Source organism: Paenibacillus sp. PvP094 (assembly GCF_040546835.1).
Taxonomy (GTDB): domain Bacteria; phylum Bacillota; class Bacilli; order Paenibacillales; family Paenibacillaceae; genus Paenibacillus; species Paenibacillus illinoisensis.
On the sequence record NZ_JBEPOM010000001.1, the window covers coordinates 2,018,348 to 2,036,539 of the forward strand.

Here is an 18,192-nt window from a genome sequence, read left to right on the forward strand (position 1 = left end):
ACCTGATTCACCGAGGACGGGGTTGTCTTATTTTGAATGGCATTTGTTCTGCCTTTAACTTGAATTGAACGGGATACCTGCGGAATGGCATGGAAACATGTCGGTAAAAAATGGTAGACGACAAATGTTCTTATTTCCTATGGTCCTTGTGCGAAAAAAGTGCATCTGTGGAGCACTACTTTACAAGAAAAGCCAGGAATCCAGTGGAACGCGCATAGGCGACGGTAAACCCCAAAAAATATGCGCAACCAACAGACTAAAAGAAAAAAAGGACAAAACGCAAAAAAGCCGTCGACCCTTACGGGTTAACGGCTTTTCTTATATTTTAAATCAGGTTGATACAGATTACACGCGCTTGGCTCCACGGCCTCCGCGTTTGCCCTCTGTGTTCTTCTTGAGCGAAGAGATCCGCTCTTCACTATCTTTCAGGAAGCGTGACATTTTATCCTCAAATGAAGGTTTGCCTGCTGCGGGCTTGAAAGAACGGCCTCCACGGTCGCGGTTAAATCCACCGCCGCCGCCACGGCCTTGGCCGCCACTTGGGCCTCCACCGCTGAATCGTTCGCGATCTCCTCCACTGCGTTCCGGTCTTGGAGCTCTTGGGGGTCTGGATTGTGTTTGTTGCTCAACCGGTTTGTCAACAGCTTGCTTAATGGAAAGTCCGATTTTGCCATCCTTGTCAACGTTGATGACCTTCACTGTAACGACGTCATTAAGTTTCAGGTGGTCGTTGACATCTTTGACATAATTGTCGGCGATTTCCGAGATGTGAACGAGACCCGTGACACCTCCTGACAGATCCACAAATGCTCCAAAATGCGTGATGCCTGTCACCTTGCCCTCTAACTTGGTGCCCACTTCAATTGCCATAGAATAAAATGATCCTCCCTTAAAAATATACAACCCGATTTTTTAGATGCCAAAATCAATGCTGTGCTAAATGTAATTATACCTTATGCCGCAAACCAAGGTCAACAGAGCTCTACCCCGCAGGGGAGCCTATTTTTTACAGTATAACGGCTTCAGATATATGGATAATAATTCTTGCTCAGTCATGAGCGTAATTTCATCAGTTCCCTGACTCTTCAACCTGGATTGGCGTCTCTTCAGGCAAGTAATAGCCTTTTTTCCGCGCCAGCTGTCCTATGTATTCAGGGTCCTTCAACCGACTGACTTCATACTTCAACTGATCCAGCTTCTTCTGCGTCTCTTCCTTCGAAGCCTGCTGTGCGGCCAATTGCGAACTCTTGTCCGAAATCTGTGCATTCTGTACAAGGAACGTATATCCTGCCCAAATGACAAATACAACGATGAATGTCATCCAGAGCATGAGGCGTCTTCTTGCGCCGGCAGATTTCCCTTGGCCTGTTGGGGCTGCAGATCTCCCCACAGGTGTTTTACCCATTTTTGGACCTCCTTAAAACCAGCGTTTCCATATCGTTGCAATACTTGAACCCGCACGGATCATCCAACGGGGCGTTACCCAATGCTTCAGGAGCGGCCTAAACATCCAGCGGAACAACTTGCCGAAAGGTACCAAACATTGCAATACCAGCTTGCCCAGGAATATCAGTATCGCGAGCACAAAACCCAATATCACGCGAACTAGCTTGTATAGTCCCTTCGCTGGCATAACGAACAGGATGTTAAGGATATGTCCACACCAATGAATAAGTGTTCTTGCGAGTTTAATTAACATTACCACAAAACGCTGGGTTGTAACACTTAAAAGCCAAAAATAGAAGCAAACCCCTATAATTAGTCCCAAAAAGACATAAAACCGCAGCTGTCCGTGGTTTCCGGCATACAGCATCCGGAAAACGAACAGCGCGGAAGCAACCCAGTACAACAGGTCAAGCGTGTGCATGCTCCATCTCGGGAAGCGCAGCTGACCGGACAGTACCCGGTAACTGTCGTAGGCCATACCCATTACGATTCCCGACAACAGCATCCATGTTAATGTGATCCACTGCGTGTCCAGACTCATCGGAACATCTTGCCGAACAGGCCTTTACTATTCTTGTTCTGGGAACCGGGGTCCAGATATTGCAGAGAACTGACTGTACCTTCAATGGATAGCAAACCTTCCTCCAGGCTCAAGTTTTTGATATGTAAATTGTGCCCCCGGATGGTCAGATGCCCAAGTTCAGTCTGCAGCAAAAATTCCTCACTGTCGAAGCTCTCTACATTGGAGACACCTGTCAGATCCAGCAGTTTGCGATTTTGCATGCTCAAATGATGCTGTTTCGGTTTACCGTGCTCAACCATGGCATGTACCCCTCCTTCTTACACCTAGCTTATGGAGGCGAAGGCGGGAATAGAACCAGGGATCATGAAGGAAATGCTTCTGCTTATGCAAACACAAAAGCACCCTTCCTGTATAGGAAAGGTGCTTCTATCTCACTTACTTTCATTCACAAAAGAGCATATCGGGCAGATGATTACCAGTTCAGCCCGTTATCCTTGGCGATCGGCTCTTCCTTAACCAAGGTATAGAGGCTGCTCGCCTCGTCCTTCTTGGTGCTCTCAGCAAGACGTTCCACCTTCACAGTGACCAGCTTCTGACCGAACTGAACCGTCAGCTCATCGCCCACTTTAACAGCAGCGCTTGGCTTCGCTTCACGTCCGTTAATCAGAACACGCCCCTGTTCGGAGACGTCCTTGGCCACAGTGCGGCGTTTGATCAGCCGGGAGACCTTCAGGAATTTATCAAGACGCATTATTTTACGGCTTCTTTAAGTTTGTTGCCTGCTTTGAATGCAGGAACAGTGGACTCAGGAATAACGATTTCATTCCCTGTTTGTGGGTTACGTCCGGTACGACCGGAGCGTTTGCGGGTTTCAAAAGTGCCAAAGCCGATCAGTTGTACTTTGTCTCCGCTTGCGAGTGCATCTGTAATTTCTCCCAAGAAGCCGTTCAATACGGACTCAACGTCTTTTTTAGTCAAACCGCTTTTGGTGGAAATGTTGTTAATCAGATCTGTTTTGTTCATTTTTAAAAGCCTCCCAAATTAAAAAGAAAGTATCTGCGAATCCTGGCAAACCGACTGACTGCCGCGGCTTTCGCGCAAGGTTACTACACATGTATTCTGGCTTGGATTCTGAATTCCTGCCTCGGCCAGCGACTTTTTTTGGCTGATGATGAACCTATGCCTATAGAAAGTCTAAGTCCAATACCCGGAATGTTGTCCGATCAATCAGGAATAACCCTAATCCAAATATGAACACATGTTCGTATAGCATATCATACCATTGAAAAACATGGAACAAGGATATTTGAACAGTTTACTTGGTCTACCCTGTTACAGTCCAGCCTTCTTCGCCGCTTGCCAGAATTGCTCCATCTCTTCGACGTTACTATCTGCAGGTGTCCTTCCAAGTTCACGAAGCCGCTCCTCAATATATCGGAACCGCTGAGTGAACTTGCGGTTGGTGGCAGCAAGAGCCTCCTCCGGGTCCGTATCAATGAAACGAGCCACATTCGCCGTAGCAAACAGCAAATCGCCCAGTTCCAGCTTCCGCTCTTCAGCCGATTGATTGCTACGCACTGCTTCTTTCAGTTCTGCCAGCTCTTCTTCAATCTTGGCAAATACGCCATTCACATCATCCCAGTCAAAACCAACCTTGGCTGCTTTCTTCTGGAGCTTGTACCCTTTCATCAAGGCAGGCAAATCGCGGGGAATACCATCCAGCACCGAAACGGTCTGTTGATCGATCCCTTTGCGCTTCTGCTCCTCTGCCTTCATCTGTTCCCAGTTCTGCAGTGCTTCATTCGCATTCTCGGCCTGATGCTCGCCAAATACATGAGGATGACGGAAAATGAGCTTGTCATTAAGCCCTTCAATGACATCAAACACATTGAAGGTGCCCACTTCCTCTTCCATCTGGGAATGCAGCAGAATCTGCAGCAATAAGTCCCCAAGCTCCTCTTTCATGTGGTCAGGATCATCTTCATCGATCGTTTCAATGACCTCGTACGTCTCTTCAATCAGGTTCTTGCGAATCGACTGATGGGTCTGCTCCTGATCCCACGGGCATCCGCCCGGGCTGCGAAGAATATTAACAATTTCATGCAACCTTGCAAAAGAGCGGCGTCGCAGGGCATCATCCGTGTTTTTCGGCACGTAAATGAGGGAGAGGTTTCCGTAACCTTCAATCCGGTCCAGCTCATGAAGAGGTACCTTGTGGATGATCTCCTGATCCTGTACACCGAGGGCGTGTCCAACAAATACCGGATAATCATCTGGATATACATCCATCAGGCATAGCTTCACATCAGACGCAGTAAACACATCATAAACCTGCCCGATCAAGGTATGCAGCTGAGGCTGCACTAGTTCCGTGCTCAGGCTGCTTGCATCAAGAAGTTGGAAGCCTTCAATGGGGTCAAATCCGAGACGGATAAAGGCTTCATCCAGGAAACTCTCTCCCCCCATGACACGAAGTGAGATCCCCATTTGCGGGCAGCGTTCCTTAAGCAGCCGTACACTCGCCTCTGCCACCATCGGATGGCCTGGCACAGCGTAGACAATCTCGGTTCCCGGCTCTCCCTGACGGGCAGCCTCAATGAGGCGATTGGCAATCTCGTCATAGACCTCCGGGAATGATGCTTTCGCCTCGTAGATTGCATCAAATGATGTCATCTCCAGCCCTTCCTGCTTCAGATCATTCAGCACAGGATGATCCAATGTGCGGACATACAGCGTAGCCGCTTGTTTCATTTTCTTGATAATACCTACTGTCAGCTGATCTGCATCTCCTGATCCAAGACCAACGACGGTCAAAGCTGCTGCGCTCATTTTCAAGCCTCCATCCGAACCATTCTGCAGAATGCCTCCCTTTGTTACATCGACATGAGGAACATACGCAGAACAGCGCTCTATAATTACACGTATTATAACAGAATCAGTGGATATCCAATAATTTCACACGTAAAAGGGTGAGACAGGGCTACCGCAGGACATGCATCCTGCGAAGCAATTTGGCCAGGCGCGGTCCAAGCTTCGGGATCGCGGCCAGATCTGTGGCGGTCAGCAGCCCGGTACGGGCTGACGCCAGCAAGAACACGGCTGCGCCTGCGGCAATGCCAAGCAGGCTTATGCCTACCGCGGCCAGCCTGCGATCGGCCGCGATGCCCATGCCGCCGAGCACCGCTCCGGCAGCCCAGGCCATGCCTGCCGCCGCCACGCTCATGGCGGCGATCACCAGCGCCGGCTTCACCAGAACGGCGCCAGGGTCAGGGCGCATCGCGGTACGCCGCGCCAGCAGGGCCACATTCAGGCCGGCCGCCAGCATATAGGCGACTGCGCCTGCCAGGGCCGCGCCGCTGATGCCCAGCGCGGGCACAAGCATGACGTTCAGCAACGCCTTGACGCCTGCGGCGGCCAGCATGCTGAACGCGGGTGCGCGCACGGCGCCGAGGCCCTGCAGCAGCGCCGCCGCAATGATGCTGACGGTGCTGCCCGCCGCCGTCAGCGCCATATACCGCAGAGCTTCGGTGCCTGCGGCATCACCGTACAGCATGCGGTTGATCGGTTCTGCCAGCACCGCCAGACCAGCGGATGCAGCCAGACCGATTAACCAGAACCAGCGCAGCGCGATGCTTGCCTGCTGCCTGACGGCTTCCGGCCCGCCCTTCAGGCGGGCTTCGGCCATCGCCGGAATGAACAGCACGGATAGCGACGTAGCAAGCATCGTCACGAGCTGTACAAGCGGTAACCCCCGATTGTAAATTCCGAACGACACCATGGATTCGACCTCATCCAACCCTTCACTTCTTAGAAGCCGGGGCACCGTGAAGGTATCCACCAGGTTCATCAGAGGTACAGCGAGCGAACCCAGACAGACGGGAATGGCATATACCAGCAAGGTTCGAATCCATTGACCATTGGTGGGGAGCTTCTCCGGTCCAGGCCCGTTTTTTGTCCATTGCTGTAGTTGTCCCTCCCTGGCTTCCGATCTCTGCAACCCTTCCATCACTTCTTGGGATAGACCCGTTTTCCTGCTCTTTCGCCGCCTACCGTACATATAGGCGAGCATGGTGAGTAACCCCACAAATCCACCGGCAACGGAACCTAGCATGGCTCCGGCAGCAATGGACTCCAGTGATGCTTCCCGCTTCATCAGCCATAGCAGCAGCACAATCATTACCGTCACACGAATCGTCTGCTCTACAACCTGTGACACAGCGGTCGGCACCATCTGCTGTAAACCCTGAAAATATCCACGGAGTCCAGTCATTAGCGGGACAAATAGCAGTGCAAGCGCTGCAGCCCGAATAGAAGGAATGACATGTCCATTACCAATCAGATGACCTATAAGTGGTGCACCAATGTACATCAGTATGGCCAGGATTAATCCGATGCCTCCAAGAAGCATGGAAGACAGACGGATAATCCGTTTGCCCTCCTCGGGCCTCCCCAGCGCATGTTGTTCGGCAACAAATTTGGATACGGCAACAGGCAGTCCGGCGGCAGCAATCGTAATAATAAGCATATAGAACGGATATACCGTGTTATAAATGCCAAAAACACCGTCGCCCCCTAGATTCTGTAACGGAATCTTTTGAAAAGCACCGATGATTTTAGAAATAATGGCAGCAAGGCCAAGCACAAATGCACCCTGCAGCAATCTTGAGCCAGTAGTAGACGGCTGTTTCATAAGTCCCTCCTACAGTTATCCAAGCGATTATATCCAGTAAGCATACTTTGCTATTATACCTGCCTGAAGCCGCACAGACTAACCTTCTGTTGAAGTTCCCTCTATCCGCTCTTAATTCAGCCTTTTTAAATGCAAAAAAACTCCTGTCTGCCGAATAGGCATCAGGAGTTAATCTGCTGTTTATTGTTCCATCTGCTTGCCAAGGAAGCCAGCAGCTGTCTCAGCCATTTTTACTTCCATCTGGGACATCTTCACGGATTCATCCTTGTTATACAGAATGACGGTTCCAATAGGGTCTCCACCCGAAATGATGGGTGCGATGACGAAAGAGGATAATGTTTCATCATGATCCTTGCTGATCTCATAGGAGCCACTACCTGTCTCAACGATGGTCTTGCGATTTTCCATGCAGCTCTCTACCAGCTGACCTACCTGCTTGTCCAGATATTCCTTCTTGGAGCCACCCGCTACCGTAATAATGGTATCGCGGTCGGAGATCATGGTTACATGACCTGTACTCTCATACAACGATTCAGCATATTCTTTGGCGAAATCGCCCAGTTCGCCGATCGGCGAATATTTTTTTAGAATGACTTCTCCATCACGATCCACAAAAATCTCAAGCGGATCTCCTTCACGAATTCGTAACGTACGACGGATTTCTTTTGGAATGACCACACGGCCGAGGTCATCAATACGGCGGACAATACCAGTAGCTTTCATTTCACATGTTGCCCCACTTTCTCGAGAAGATTTTTCAACTACTGTTCCTTAATGGGTAGAGGAAAGTCCCAGAACGTTTAGTGTGATATCTTGACCATAGTATTCATCTGTTCCCATTTCCTTATACATACTTTGAAGAATATAGTTGTGTTCTCTTCGCAGAAGGTGACCATGTACCCATTACGCTGCTGTCTGTACAAAAAGAAGCAAGGGGCAGGCCATAAGTCCTCCCCTTGCTTCTCTAAGCTTGTCCAGAAAGTAAGTGTGCTGCAGCTCGTTTCTTACTTGCTGCTTGTATCTGCGCTATCGCCTGTTGTTGCATCGGACTCTGTTTTAGTACCTTGATCTGTCTTAGCGTCAGTACCTGTGGACTCGTCCGTTTTGGTTTCTGTAGATTTGTCACCTTCGGTTCCAGTTCCAGTACCCGTTGTGCCTTCAGTACCTTCCGTAGTACCTTCTTCAGCCTTGTCTGTCTTCGGCAGGTTTACTTCCTTCACGATCTTATCCAGTTCATTTGTCATGAACGTATCGATCTCTGCAGCTGCCAATTGGCTTTTGAGTGTTTCTTTTTGCTCATCTGTCAATTTGCTGTAGTCTGCTTCCGTACGGGATTCCACTTTCATCACGTGATAGCCGTATTCCGTCTCAACCGGATCACTGATTTTGTTGATCGGCAATGTTTTGGCAGCTTCTTTGAACGCTTCTACCCAGTTGGATACAGGGGTATTTTCGTACAATCCGCCATTATCTGCAGAGCCTGGATCTTCGGAGTATTCTTTTGCAACTTTTGCAAAGTCTTCACCGGCATCCAGTTTAGTTTTAACTTCTTTCGCAATTTTCAAGGCATCTTCTTTTTTACGCTCTTTTTGCGTATCTGGGTCCGTGAAGTTAATCAGGACGTGACGAACCGAAGCGGTTGTGAACTGATCCTTGTTTGTTTCAAATTCTTTTTTGATTGCATCTTCCGTAACGCCAGTCTCTTTATCCTTGATAACAGTCATGATGCGAGTCATGTAATCCTTGATGTTTTGATCTGTCAGGTTCTGAGCTTTCAACATTTCAGTCCATTGATCGGCTTGAACAGAAGCCTTCATTTTGTCGAACTGCTCGGTAGCCACTTTGGCACCTTCTGTTTTGGCTTCTTCACTCGCTTTGCCACTCAAATATTCATAAGCAACTTCCTGGCGCACCAGGTAGTCCTTGAAATCGTCCATCTCCATCATTTGTGCATATTCCGGATAGAGGAATTTCATGACCCGTTGCTCCATATCGAATTCATTGGCTGTAATTGTACCGCCATCATATGTCGCTACAACAGCGCTTGTATCATTGGTTTCTGGTGTAGCTGCTTCATCCTTCTTGCCGCATGCAGCAAGCAGTGATAAGGACAGTACTGCAACCATACTCACGGAGAGTACTTTCCCTACTTTTTTATACTTTGGTAACATCCTTTGGTTCCCCCTTTGATTTAAAAGCACTCTTCATGGACTCCAGAAATTTCTCTACCAGCTCCATCAGTTGCTTGTCCCCAAGCCCTTTGCCTTTGACATGAATAAGCATATGGGGTCCTTGTTCAAATTGTACACGTCTTTCGAACTGATTTCCAATGTGCGCAATTTTCGAGAGCTCAAATGCATGCTCACGGCCTTCGTAGAATTTCACGGTAAGGTCGTCACCACGCTGCGTAATGGACTCAATTCCGTACATTTTCCCGTACACTTTCAACCTGGCTACAGCCATAAGATTAATGACAGCTTCCGGAAGGTCGCCGAATCGGTCAACCAATTCGTCTTCCAGCTCCATGGCATCGTCGAAAGAGGCAATAACCGCCACTTTTTTGTAAATCTCAATCTTCTGTATACTGTCATAGATATAATCACCCGGCAAGTAGGCATCGATGCTGAGATCGAGCGTGGTGTTCCATTGATCGGAAGGTACCGGCTCTTCCCCGAGCATGGTGACTTTGCGTTTGTTAATTTCCTCGGCCAACATCTGAGAATACAGGTCGAATCCGACTGAGGCAATGAAGCCGTGCTGCTCTGCTCCCAGCAGGTTCCCTGCTCCGCGGATCGATAGATCTCGCATCGCAATTTTGAATCCCGACCCCAGCTCGGTAAACTCCTTAATAGACTGCAGACGTTTCTCTGCAACCTCGGTCAGCACTTTATCCCTTTGGTACGTAAAGTACGCATAGGCAATTCGATTGGACCGTCCAACGCGCCCACGCAGCTGGTACAGCTGGGAAAGGCCCATTTTGTCTGCATCATGAACAATCAGGGTATTTACATTCGGGATATCTACCCCTGTCTCAATGATGCTTGTGCTTACGAGCACATCATATTCGCCATCCAGGAAGTCCAGGATGGTTTTCTCCAGCTCTGTCTCCGACATCTGACCATGGCCCACGCCCACTTTCGCTCCAGGAACCAGGTCAGCAATTTCGGCAGCCATCTCCTGAATTCCTTGAACACGGTTATACAAATAATAAACCTGACCCCCACGTGCCAGTTCCCGCTCAATGGCTTCCCGAACAAGCGCCTGGCTATGTTCCACGACATAGGTTTGCACCGGGAAACGATTCTCTGGTGGTGTTTCAATAACCGAGAGATCACGGACTCCCAGCATGGACATGTGGAGGGTACGCGGAATTGGTGTAGCCGTCAGTGTGAGCACGTCCACGTTTGTTTTCAGCTTCTTCAGTTTCTCCTTATGGGTTACACCGAAGCGCTGCTCTTCATCAACGATAAGCAGTCCTAGATCCTTGAATACCAGATCCTGCGATAACAACCGGTGCGTACCAATGACAATGTCGACTGTTCCACTTTTAATGCCTTTGGCGGTCTCATTTTGTTCCTTACGGGAACGGAACCGGCTTAGGACATGAATATTGAATGGATACCCCGAGAAACGTTCACGGAATGTCTCATAATGCTGCTGTGCCAAGATCGTGGTCGGAACGAGTACCGCAACCTGTTTGCCTTCGATTGCCGCTTTGAAAGCAGCACGAATGGCAACCTCGGTTTTTCCGTAACCGACGTCTCCACATAGCAGACGGTCCATGGGACGATTTTGTTCCATGTCCTTTTTAATTTCTTCAATCGCACGGACCTGATCACGAGTTTCATCATAAGGGAACATGGCCTCAAATTCCTGCTGCTCGGCAGAGTCCTTCTCAAAACCGAAACCTTTTGAGGTCTGACGCTCCGCATAGAGCTTGATCAGATCGTCGGCGATATCCTGTACAGATGAACGAACTTTATTTTTAACCCGTGTCCACTCGTTACCACCCAGCTTGTAGATCTTGGGCTCTTTCTCTTCTGACCCGACATATTTCTGGATCAGATCGATCTGTTCGATCGGTACCGACAGTTTATCCCCACCAGCATAGAGAATATGCATATAGTCCTTATGAATACCGCCAACCTCAAGCGTACCAATGCCTAGATATTTACCAATCCCGTGGTTCTGATGGACAACATAATCGCCCACTTTCAGCTCACTATACGATTTAATCCGTTCTGCATTATCTACATTACGGCTTTGTTTGCGTGCCTTGCGCTGCTTTTGGGAGAACATCTCACCTTCGGTTACGACGGCTAAATGAATGGACGGCAGTTCGAATCCGGTCTGCAGGTTACCGATAAGCATTTCCGGTTCCGGTATATCGTAGTCCATGAGGACGCGCCGCATACGATCGAGTCTTTCTTCCCCGCTCGCCAGCATAAGCACATGCACTCCGGCTTTCTGCCAGCGCTCCATCTCGGCCTTAAGCACATTCATCTGTCCGTGGAAATCCTGCATGCCCCGACTGATAAAATTCAGAATGTTTTGAGGCTGTGTATGTGGAACCTGACGCAAGAAGATCGACATAAACAGTGTCTGGAATGGACGTTCATATAACAGCTCATCCCCATCTGCCGACAAATGAAGATCAGGCAGCGTTTTTCCATTTTGCATCAAATGCAGATTCCACTCCGATTCATCCCGGTCGAGCTGCTTGGATGTTTCAGCCAGCCGTGCAGGTTCGTCCAGAACAAGCAGCGTGTCCTCCGGCATGTAATCGTAGATGGTTTTATGCTCCGGATAGAGCGGTGATATATATTTATACATTTCAGAGAAATACACATGCTCCCGCAGCAGCTCAATCTCCCGGTGAATTTCTTCACGGAGACGCAGCTTGGCCTGGCGATCAGTCATTTTCTCCAGTTGTTTTTCCAGTAAAACGACAGTTTCATCCGCAGCCTTCTCCATACGTTCGCGGTCAGCAATCAATTCCTTGCACGGCAGCACCGTAACTTCATCGATACGTTCAATGGAGCGTTGGTCCGCTGGGTCGAATGTTCGTATGGAGTCAATTTCATCGTCAAACAATTCCACCCGATAAGCAATGGACGATGTCACTGGATAAAAGTCGATAATTCCTCCGCGCACGCTCATCTCACCGCGAGATTCAACCCGTTCTACCCGTTCATATCCAAGCTTCACCATCTCCAGAAGGAACGAGTCCAGATCGAGTGTATTCCCTTGTTTGATGGTAATCTGAGCATTCGCCATCACTTCCGGAAGAGGGACATAACGCCGCACGCCGGAAAATGGAATAACAACAACGCCCCTAAAACCTTGGGCGCAACGAACTAACACATCAATACGCTGACCCAGTGTTTCCGGACTGGAAACAGCGGCTTCAGCGGCTACAAGTTCATTCGCAGGATAGAGCAGCACCTGATCTGGTGAAAGCGCTTCCTGTAAATCTTCTGCGATTTTTTGTGCGGAAAACATATTGTGTGTAACGACGAGCAGTGGTCGGTTCATCTCTTGGTGCAGAGCTGCCAGCATGATCTGGCGCGCTGATCCGGACAATCCTGAGACCAGCTGCTCTTTCATACCGGACGTAATACCGGCAGTAATGGATCCAAAATCGGGATCTTTGGAAAAAGCCTGTATAAGTGCTTGTAACAAAAGGGGCACCTCTCTTATAACTTACTTGATTAGTTCACGCCAAAGCGCAGTATTATCATTCTGAATTGGATACAAATTCCTTTTTGTCCTGTTTCATCATATCGGATTACTCGCTTCATTACCACATCAGGTTCAACCAATAACCCAAATTCCGTCATCAGCATTTTCATTCCCAAATTGAAAAGAAGCCTCAGCAGGCTGCCAAGGCTATAAAGGTGGAGCGGTATTCCGCGGCCCCCATCATCTGTTATCCATCTTCGCTGCGAACCAGGCTTATTATTGAAGCGGGCTCGCCAGTAAGCTGAGCTCAGGATTGAGTTCAAGCGCTTCTTTGCAATAATCGCATGTAATCCGAACGGTAATATCCCCACCGGAATTATACGCTATTATATCCCTCCGCTCGTCGGGGGTCAAGAAATGAAAGCCCAACTGTTCTTCTGATATTCGGGCAGAATCGATTCGGCCAATAAAGGTACGGCAGTGCCTGCACACATAATTCACTGACATGTTTATGCCTCCTGAACATGGTTTATACGTCCAGTATGCCCATTATGACTGAATTGAACCCGGTTTTGATCATTTTTTCCAGCATGCCTTCCAACAAGTATTACCCGTTAAACTTAGCCATTGTCTGCTCAAATGTATGATCCAGGCTATGCTCCAAAGCATCACAGGTTTGCTCAATGGTATGTTCGAGCGCTTCCTTCTCTTTCTTCATAAATGTAGACAGTACATAATCAACAATGGCGTGTCCAGGTTCCGGGCGCGAAATGCCCATCCGTACACGGTTGAATTGCTGTGTGCCGGTATGCTGAATAATGGATTTGATTCCATTATGGCCGCCAGCGCTACCTTGATAACGCAGTCTGACTTTGCCAATCTCCGTGTCCATGTCATCATAAACGACAATCAGATCTTCCAGACTGACTTTGTAAAAGTCCATATATGCCCGTACCGACTCACCGGACAGATTCATGAATGTCATGGGTTTGATCAACACGGTTTTCACACCGCCAATATTTCCTTCTCCAATTAACGCTTTGCATTTGCTCTGAGTAATGGAAATCCCATGACGACTGGCCAGTTGGTCCAGTGCCATAAAGCCAATATTATGTCGTGTTTTGGCATAGTTTGAGCCCGGGTTACCCAGGCCGACAATCCACTTCATCTTATTCCCTCCTTCGGATGACATGAGGTGAGGCATAGACTTCGAATGTTATATTTCATATAATATCAAGAAAGTGAACTTCCTATTTACTGTAATTTTCACGATTATTATCTTATTAACCCAGGAAGGTGAGCGGGTTTTTGCGCGAAGATAACGGACAGCTGACTCAACATAGTGATTTTATCTATCATCTCGAATACCATGTACCCGTACAGGTATATGATCGCGACACCCATATTGAGATCGGATTGATTACACGTTTCGATAATCAATTTGTCGAAATTGCCGACACTCTTTTTCATCGGCGGCGTTTTCGCTTCATTTCACGGCCTGGATATTAATCATCCGGCCTCTCCAAGCTTCGTTATAATGGCACGCCGACAGGGGTTACATTTTCCGTTCGACCGGAAAACGTAACCCCTCTACTACTTTGTGCAGACATCCTTATTCAATTTCAAACAGCTTGCTGATTGACAATTCCTCATGAACCCGGATAATGGCTTCCCCGAGCAAAGGTGCTACAGACAACACTTTAAGTTTGCTTGTCGGATTGGCATGCGTGATTGGAATCGTATCCGTTACGATAACTTCTTTCAGTGGTGCATTCTCCAAACGCTCCATCGCTGGTCCGGACAATACCGGGTGAGTACAGCATGCGTATACTTCCTTCACGCCGCCTTCCATCAGTGCATTTGCACCCAGCACAATGGTTCCTGCCGTATCGATGATATCATCGATCAGGATCGCTGTTTTACCTTCAATGTTACCGATAATGTTCATAACTTCACTTACATTCGGCTCCGGACGACGTTTATCAATGATGGCCAGAGGTGCATTCAGGAAATCAGCCAATTTCCGTGCACGAACTACACCACCGTGGTCAGGGGATACAACGACCGGATTTTCAATCTGTTTGGAGCGGAAATATTGAGCCAGAATCGGCACACCAAGCAGATGATCCACTGGAATATCAAAAAAGCCCTGGATTTGCATGGCATGCAAGTCCATCGCAATCACGCGGGTAGCTCCTGCTTTTTCGATCAGATTGGCTACCAGTTTCGCCGTAATTGGGTCACGCGAACGTGCCTTACGATCCTGTCGTGCATAACCGTAATACGGAATTACAACGTTAATTGTCTTGGCTGATGCCCGTTTCAGTGCATCAATCATGACGAGCATCTCCATCAGGTTGTCGTTAACCGGCAAGCAAGTGGACTGCACAATGTATACGTGACAGCCCCGAACGCTCTCGGAGAGCTTCACTTGAATCTCACCATCGCTGAAGCTGGTTGTGTGAGATTCACCCATAGGAATTCCGATATAATCAGCAATTTGATGGGCAAGCTTGGGGTTAGAATTGCAAGTAAATATTTTTAATTTCGAATCAAAATAAGTCATAAAATAAAAACCCTCCGTGCTGGTTCATTGGAATCTATAAGCGTCTGCGACATGTCGGCACCTCCCGAAGATCGGGAGGCAATCAGAATATCAATACCCCTTATTCGGGTTTGGCATTTTGTTTCTTGGCTTTGGCACGTCCGCGAATTTTCTCCGCGTAACCAGGTTTGTTCTCCTGGCGAGGACGAGCAATAGCCAGATCGTTCTCCGGAACGGAATGTGTAACGGTTGAACCGGCAACCACATAAGCGCCTTTTCCTACCGTGATCGGTGCAATCAGATTGACATTGCTGCCTACGAACGCATCATCTTCGATTGTCGTTACAGCTTTATTATATCCATCATAATTAACCGTTATTGCCCCGCATCCAACATTTACGTTCTTCCCTACTTTAGCATCCCCAATATAGCTGAGATGTGATACTTTGGATCCTTCATCAATTGTAGCATTTTTCACTTCGACAAAGTCACCAATTTTTACTTTCCGGCCCAGCTTGGTACCAGGACGCAGGTAAGCAAATGGTCCTACCGTTGTCTCTTCGCCTACTTCGGCTTGGGACAACACGGAATGTTTAATCGTCACACCGTTCTGAATAACACTGTCTTCAATATCGGCCTGAGGACCAATATGGCAAGCTTCACCAATGGAGGTTGTCCCTTTCAGAATGGTTCCCGGATACAATACCGTGTCTGATCCAATCGTAACATCCGCTCCGATATATGTCGATGACGGATCAATGATCGTAACACCGTTCAACATATGTTTTACAGCCAAACGTTCACGCATATATGCTTCTGCTTGGGACAGAGCAAGTCGATCGTTAACTCCGATGGATTCCGCGATATCATCTGACATATAAGCTTCAACCACTTCACCATCGTTACGGAAAATCCCAACAACATCGGTCAGGTAGTACTCTCCTTGGGCGTTCTGGTTGGTCACTTTCTCCAGTGCAGCAAACAATTTCGCATTATCGAAACAGTAAGTCCCTGTGTTAATTTCTTTCACAGCATCTTCCTGCTCGTTGCAGTCCTTCTGTTCCACAATGCGTTGTACAGAACCGTCTTCTCCGCGAATGACGCGGCCGTAACCTTTTGGATTGTCCAATTGAGCCGTTAGCACGGTTGCTGCAGCTCCGCGACTCTCATGAAGCTTCATCAGACCTTCCAGCGTTTCACTGGTTACCAGTGGTGTATCTCCACATACGACTATAGTAGAGCCTTGCTCACTTCCAAGCAAAGACTTCACTTGCTTTACCGCGTGACCCGTTCCCAATTGTTCAGCCTGAAGTGCATACTCTGCTTTGGAACCCAAAAATGACTGCACCGCTTCGGCACCATGACCGACCACGACTACACTGCGCTCAACGCCTGCGCGTAGAGCTGCATCCAGCACATGAGCTACCATAGGTTTACCGCATACGGGATGCAGTACTTTGTACAATTTAGATTTCATTCGTTTACCTTGCCCTGCAGCAAGTACAATTGCCATTCGTTTCAAATTTCACGACCTCCTGTTCTGAAAACCCCATCCGGAAGACCCACCTTAATGGATCATCCCTGATAAGTATCGTTCAGCCGGCCTGAAGCCGGTCTTGTTCATCGCCTACTGTCTCTGTTATCACACGTAACAACGCGGACACGAACAAATCGTGACCTATATGTATACGCCGTGTACCTGCGAGCCTTAACCGAATCCCAATGACTCTTAAGATGCCGCCCTGTCACCAAGCGCACGCTGCGCTAATGTTTCCTTCAACATTTTCCAGCAATAAAGCTGCTAAATGTTCCTGTTTGAATAAACTCAATACTGAATATATCTTATTCCGGTCAAAAAGAAAAGAGAGCCATAAGACATGGCTCTCTTTTCCTTCGAACCCCAATAATGTTCTCAGGCACCTTCTTCAATGACTTCTTCCTCAGTTGCAGCGCGGTCATACTCAGTCAAAACAGCAGCCTGAATCTTCTCACGAGTACCGGAAGAGATCGGGTGGGCGATATCACGGAATTCTCCGTCAGGAGTCCGCTTGCTCGGCATAGCAACAAACATTCCGTTGTTCCCATCAATGACGCGAATGTCATGAACGACGAATTCGTTATCGATGGTAATGGATGCGATAGCCTTCATTCTCCCTTCCGAGTTAACACGGCGGAGTCTGACATCCGTAATTTGCATGTGTGTGTTCACCACCTTTTTCCATCAGAACTTGGTGTATAATTCCACACAGCCTATACGAACTCCTTCTTTTTATAACCACAAAAATGTCCTAATTTCAGGAATTTTTTTATTTAATACACAATTCGACAACGTTAGTGCCAGGTCGATGGAAAAGAACCTTTCCCGACATGTTATTCGTCATCTTTCTACAGGTCAAAATAGTTACCAGGCTTGACCGAAATGTGTCTGCTTTTTGCATCCACGGCTGTCAGCTGCGCAAGAGATACGTAATCGGTCAGCAAACGCTCTTCCGAATCAACTGAACCAGATTCTACCAGTACCCCTACACCTGCTACCGTTGCATTAAACTCGGCGAGCAAATCAATCATGCCCTGTACCGTTCCACCGGCTTTCATGAAATCATCCACGATCAGAACCCTTGAATGCTCACGCATCGCTCTGCGGGATAGGGACATGGTATGGAGACTTTTATGGGACCCCGATACATAATTGATACTTACGGCCGATCCTTCCGTAGCCTGATGGTCCCTGCGCACGAGCACTACAGGCAGGTTAAGCTGGGCTCCAGTCGCATAAGCCAGAGGAATACCCTTCGTTTCTACCGTCATGACTACATCGATATCCATGTTGCCAAAAGCAGTCGCAAATATTTTACCTGCTTCATTCATCAATGCAGGCTGTCCAAGCAGGTCAGACATATAGAGATACCCGCCAGGCAAAATACGGTCAGGCTGCTCCAACTGATTGCTTAGTCGTTCGGCAAAAGCCAGAGCATGTTCTCTGGACACCTTCGGAATCCATTTAACTCCCCCGGCAGCTCCTGCCAGTGTCTGCAGTTCTCCCGACCCACCTTCTTCGAACACTTCCTTGATAATCGCCAAATCCTCACTGATTGACGACTTCGCGGCACCATAACGTTCGGCAAAAGTGGTTAACGGAATAACCGTATGCGGTCTTGACAATAAATACTGCGTCATTTCAACCAGCCTAGCGCTTCGTTTTAATTTCTTCACAGAGATCCATCCTCACGATCACGGAAAACATCCAAATCCGAATAATTATTTAAAAATATACCACCTTTATACGTGTTTGTACATTATAAAAGC

At 48.2% G+C, this 18,192-nt stretch carries 18 protein-coding genes; 1 reads left to right on the top strand and 17 read right to left on the bottom strand.

What is annotated here, in order from left to right; genetic code table 11:
- Window positions 1-345 precede the first annotated feature (345 nt).
- The 13 genes from ABIC22_RS09450 to pth all read right to left on the bottom strand — a co-directional run bounded on the left by ABIC22_RS09450 (window position 346) and on the right by pth (window position 13,509).
- Entirely contained in the window at window positions 346-870 is a 525-nt protein-coding gene (locus ABIC22_RS09450) for a S1 domain-containing RNA-binding protein (RefSeq protein ID WP_095293365.1), read from the bottom strand.
- 199 nt (window positions 871-1,069) lie between these two features.
- The gene (locus tag ABIC22_RS09455) at window positions 1,070-1,405 is read right to left on the bottom strand and encodes a septum formation initiator family protein (RefSeq protein WP_154896921.1); all 336 of its coding nucleotides are present in this window, start codon (window positions 1,403-1,405) and stop codon (window positions 1,070-1,072) included.
- 12 nt (window positions 1,406-1,417) lie between these two features.
- The gene (gene yabQ, locus ABIC22_RS09460) at window positions 1,418-1,987 is read right to left on the bottom strand and encodes a spore cortex biosynthesis protein YabQ (protein WP_127540864.1); all 570 of its coding nucleotides are present in this window, start codon (window positions 1,985-1,987) and stop codon (window positions 1,418-1,420) included.
- Window positions 1,984-2,268, bottom strand: coding sequence for a sporulation protein YabP (gene yabP, locus ABIC22_RS09465; RefSeq protein WP_095293362.1), 285 nt, complete (start codon window positions 2,266-2,268; stop codon window positions 1,984-1,986). Before yabP ends, yabQ begins: the two co-directional genes overlap by 4 nt.
- A 173-nt stretch (window positions 2,269-2,441) precedes the next feature.
- Complete coding sequence (locus ABIC22_RS09470; protein ID WP_095293361.1) at window positions 2,442-2,720, bottom strand: RNA-binding S4 domain-containing protein; 279 nt, start codon at window positions 2,718-2,720, stop codon at window positions 2,442-2,444.
- Complete coding sequence (locus ABIC22_RS09475) at window positions 2,720-2,992, bottom strand: HU family DNA-binding protein (RefSeq protein ID WP_017691362.1); 273 nt, start codon at window positions 2,990-2,992, stop codon at window positions 2,720-2,722. Before ABIC22_RS09475 ends, ABIC22_RS09470 begins: the two co-directional genes overlap by 1 nt.
- 309 nt (window positions 2,993-3,301) lie before the next feature.
- Window positions 3,302-4,798, bottom strand: a complete 1,497-nt coding sequence (gene yabN / locus ABIC22_RS09480; RefSeq protein ID WP_354480381.1) for a bifunctional methyltransferase/pyrophosphohydrolase YabN — start codon at window positions 4,796-4,798, stop codon at window positions 3,302-3,304.
- Between the two features lie 151 nt (window positions 4,799-4,949).
- The gene (locus ABIC22_RS09485) at window positions 4,950-6,659 is read right to left on the bottom strand and encodes a putative polysaccharide biosynthesis protein (RefSeq protein ID WP_354480384.1); all 1,710 of its coding nucleotides are present in this window, start codon (window positions 6,657-6,659) and stop codon (window positions 4,950-4,952) included.
- A gap of 180 nt (window positions 6,660-6,839) precedes the next feature.
- Complete coding sequence (gene spoVT / locus ABIC22_RS09490) at window positions 6,840-7,382, bottom strand: stage V sporulation protein T (protein WP_095293358.1); 543 nt, start codon at window positions 7,380-7,382, stop codon at window positions 6,840-6,842.
- A gap of 281 nt (window positions 7,383-7,663) precedes the next feature.
- A complete protein-coding gene (locus ABIC22_RS09495; protein WP_354480387.1) occupies window positions 7,664-8,830 on the bottom strand; it encodes a peptidylprolyl isomerase in 1,167 nt (388 codons plus the stop codon).
- Window positions 8,814-12,341, bottom strand: coding sequence for a transcription-repair coupling factor (gene mfd / locus ABIC22_RS09500; protein ID WP_354480390.1), 3,528 nt, complete (start codon window positions 12,339-12,341; stop codon window positions 8,814-8,816). The genes ABIC22_RS09495 and mfd overlap by 17 nt, the downstream gene beginning before the upstream one ends.
- A gap of 276 nt (window positions 12,342-12,617) precedes the next feature.
- The gene (gene fin, locus ABIC22_RS09505; RefSeq protein WP_095293355.1) at window positions 12,618-12,848 is read right to left on the bottom strand and encodes an anti-sigma-F factor Fin; all 231 of its coding nucleotides are present in this window, start codon (window positions 12,846-12,848) and stop codon (window positions 12,618-12,620) included.
- 100 nt (window positions 12,849-12,948) lie between these two features.
- Window positions 12,949-13,509, bottom strand: a complete 561-nt coding sequence (pth, locus tag ABIC22_RS09510) for an aminoacyl-tRNA hydrolase (protein ID WP_336784354.1) — start codon at window positions 13,507-13,509, stop codon at window positions 12,949-12,951.
- A 140-nt stretch (window positions 13,510-13,649) separates the two neighbouring features.
- On the opposite strand from pth, the gene ABIC22_RS09515 reads away from it, so the two are divergent.
- Window positions 13,650-13,850: a hypothetical protein gene (locus tag ABIC22_RS09515; protein ID WP_024633712.1), complete on the top strand. Its 201-nt coding sequence runs from the start codon at window positions 13,650-13,652 to the stop codon at window positions 13,848-13,850.
- A gap of 103 nt (window positions 13,851-13,953) precedes the next feature.
- Here ABIC22_RS09515 and ABIC22_RS09520 read toward each other — a convergent pair whose 3' ends face one another.
- The 4 genes from ABIC22_RS09520 to purR all read right to left on the bottom strand — a co-directional run bounded on the left by ABIC22_RS09520 (window position 13,954) and on the right by purR (window position 18,099).
- A complete protein-coding gene (locus ABIC22_RS09520) occupies window positions 13,954-14,907 on the bottom strand; it encodes a ribose-phosphate diphosphokinase (protein WP_017691370.1) in 954 nt (317 codons plus the stop codon).
- Window positions 14,908-15,007: 100 nt separating this feature from the next.
- On the bottom strand, window positions 15,008-16,399 hold the full coding sequence (gene glmU, locus ABIC22_RS09525; protein WP_164764365.1) for a bifunctional UDP-N-acetylglucosamine diphosphorylase/glucosamine-1-phosphate N-acetyltransferase GlmU: 1,392 nt from the start codon (window positions 16,397-16,399) through the stop codon (window positions 15,008-15,010).
- A 399-nt stretch (window positions 16,400-16,798) separates the two neighbouring features.
- Window positions 16,799-17,083: a septation regulator SpoVG gene (gene spoVG, locus ABIC22_RS09530; RefSeq protein WP_017691372.1), complete on the bottom strand. Its 285-nt coding sequence runs from the start codon at window positions 17,081-17,083 to the stop codon at window positions 16,799-16,801.
- A 188-nt stretch (window positions 17,084-17,271) separates the two neighbouring features.
- Window positions 17,272-18,099, bottom strand: a complete 828-nt coding sequence (gene purR, locus ABIC22_RS09535; protein ID WP_095293352.1) for a pur operon repressor — start codon at window positions 18,097-18,099, stop codon at window positions 17,272-17,274.
- Window positions 18,100-18,192 lie beyond the last annotated feature (93 nt).

Bases quoted from the DNA above. Each gene is read 5' to 3' on its own strand.
- ABIC22_RS09450 (WP_095293365.1), bottom strand. From the start codon at position 870: ATGGCAATTGAAGTGGGCACCAAGTTAGAGGGCAAGGTGACAGGCATC.
- ABIC22_RS09455 (WP_154896921.1), bottom strand. From the start codon at position 1,405: ATGGGTAAAACACCTGTGGGGAGATCTGCAGCCCCAACAGGCCAAGGG.
- yabQ (WP_127540864.1), bottom strand. From the start codon at position 1,987: ATGAGTCTGGACACGCAGTGGATCACATTAACATGGATGCTGTTGTCG.
- yabP (WP_095293362.1), bottom strand. From the start codon at position 2,268: ATGGTTGAGCACGGTAAACCGAAACAGCATCATTTGAGCATGCAAAAT.
- ABIC22_RS09470 (WP_095293361.1), bottom strand. From the start codon at position 2,720: ATGCGTCTTGATAAATTCCTGAAGGTCTCCCGGCTGATCAAACGCCGC.
- ABIC22_RS09475 (WP_017691362.1), bottom strand. From the start codon at position 2,992: ATGAACAAAACAGATCTGATTAACAACATTTCCACCAAAAGCGGTTTG.
- yabN (WP_354480381.1), bottom strand. From the start codon at position 4,798: ATGAGCGCAGCAGCTTTGACCGTCGTTGGTCTTGGATCAGGAGATGCA.
- ABIC22_RS09485 (WP_354480384.1), bottom strand. From the start codon at position 6,659: ATGAAACAGCCGTCTACTACTGGCTCAAGATTGCTGCAGGGTGCATTT.
- spoVT (WP_095293358.1), bottom strand. From the start codon at position 7,382: ATGAAAGCTACTGGTATTGTCCGCCGTATTGATGACCTCGGCCGTGTG.
- ABIC22_RS09495 (WP_354480387.1), bottom strand. From the start codon at position 8,830: ATGTTACCAAAGTATAAAAAAGTAGGGAAAGTACTCTCCGTGAGTATG.
- fin (WP_095293355.1), bottom strand. From the start codon at position 12,848: ATGTCAGTGAATTATGTGTGCAGGCACTGCCGTACCTTTATTGGCCGA.
- pth (WP_336784354.1), bottom strand. From the start codon at position 13,509: ATGAAGTGGATTGTCGGCCTGGGTAACCCGGGCTCAAACTATGCCAAA.
- ABIC22_RS09520 (WP_017691370.1), bottom strand. From the start codon at position 14,907: ATGACTTATTTTGATTCGAAATTAAAAATATTTACTTGCAATTCTAAC.
- glmU (WP_164764365.1), bottom strand. From the start codon at position 16,399: ATGGCAATTGTACTTGCTGCAGGGCAAGGTAAACGAATGAAATCTAAA.
- spoVG (WP_017691372.1), bottom strand. From the start codon at position 17,083: ATGCAAATTACGGATGTCAGACTCCGCCGTGTTAACTCGGAAGGGAGA.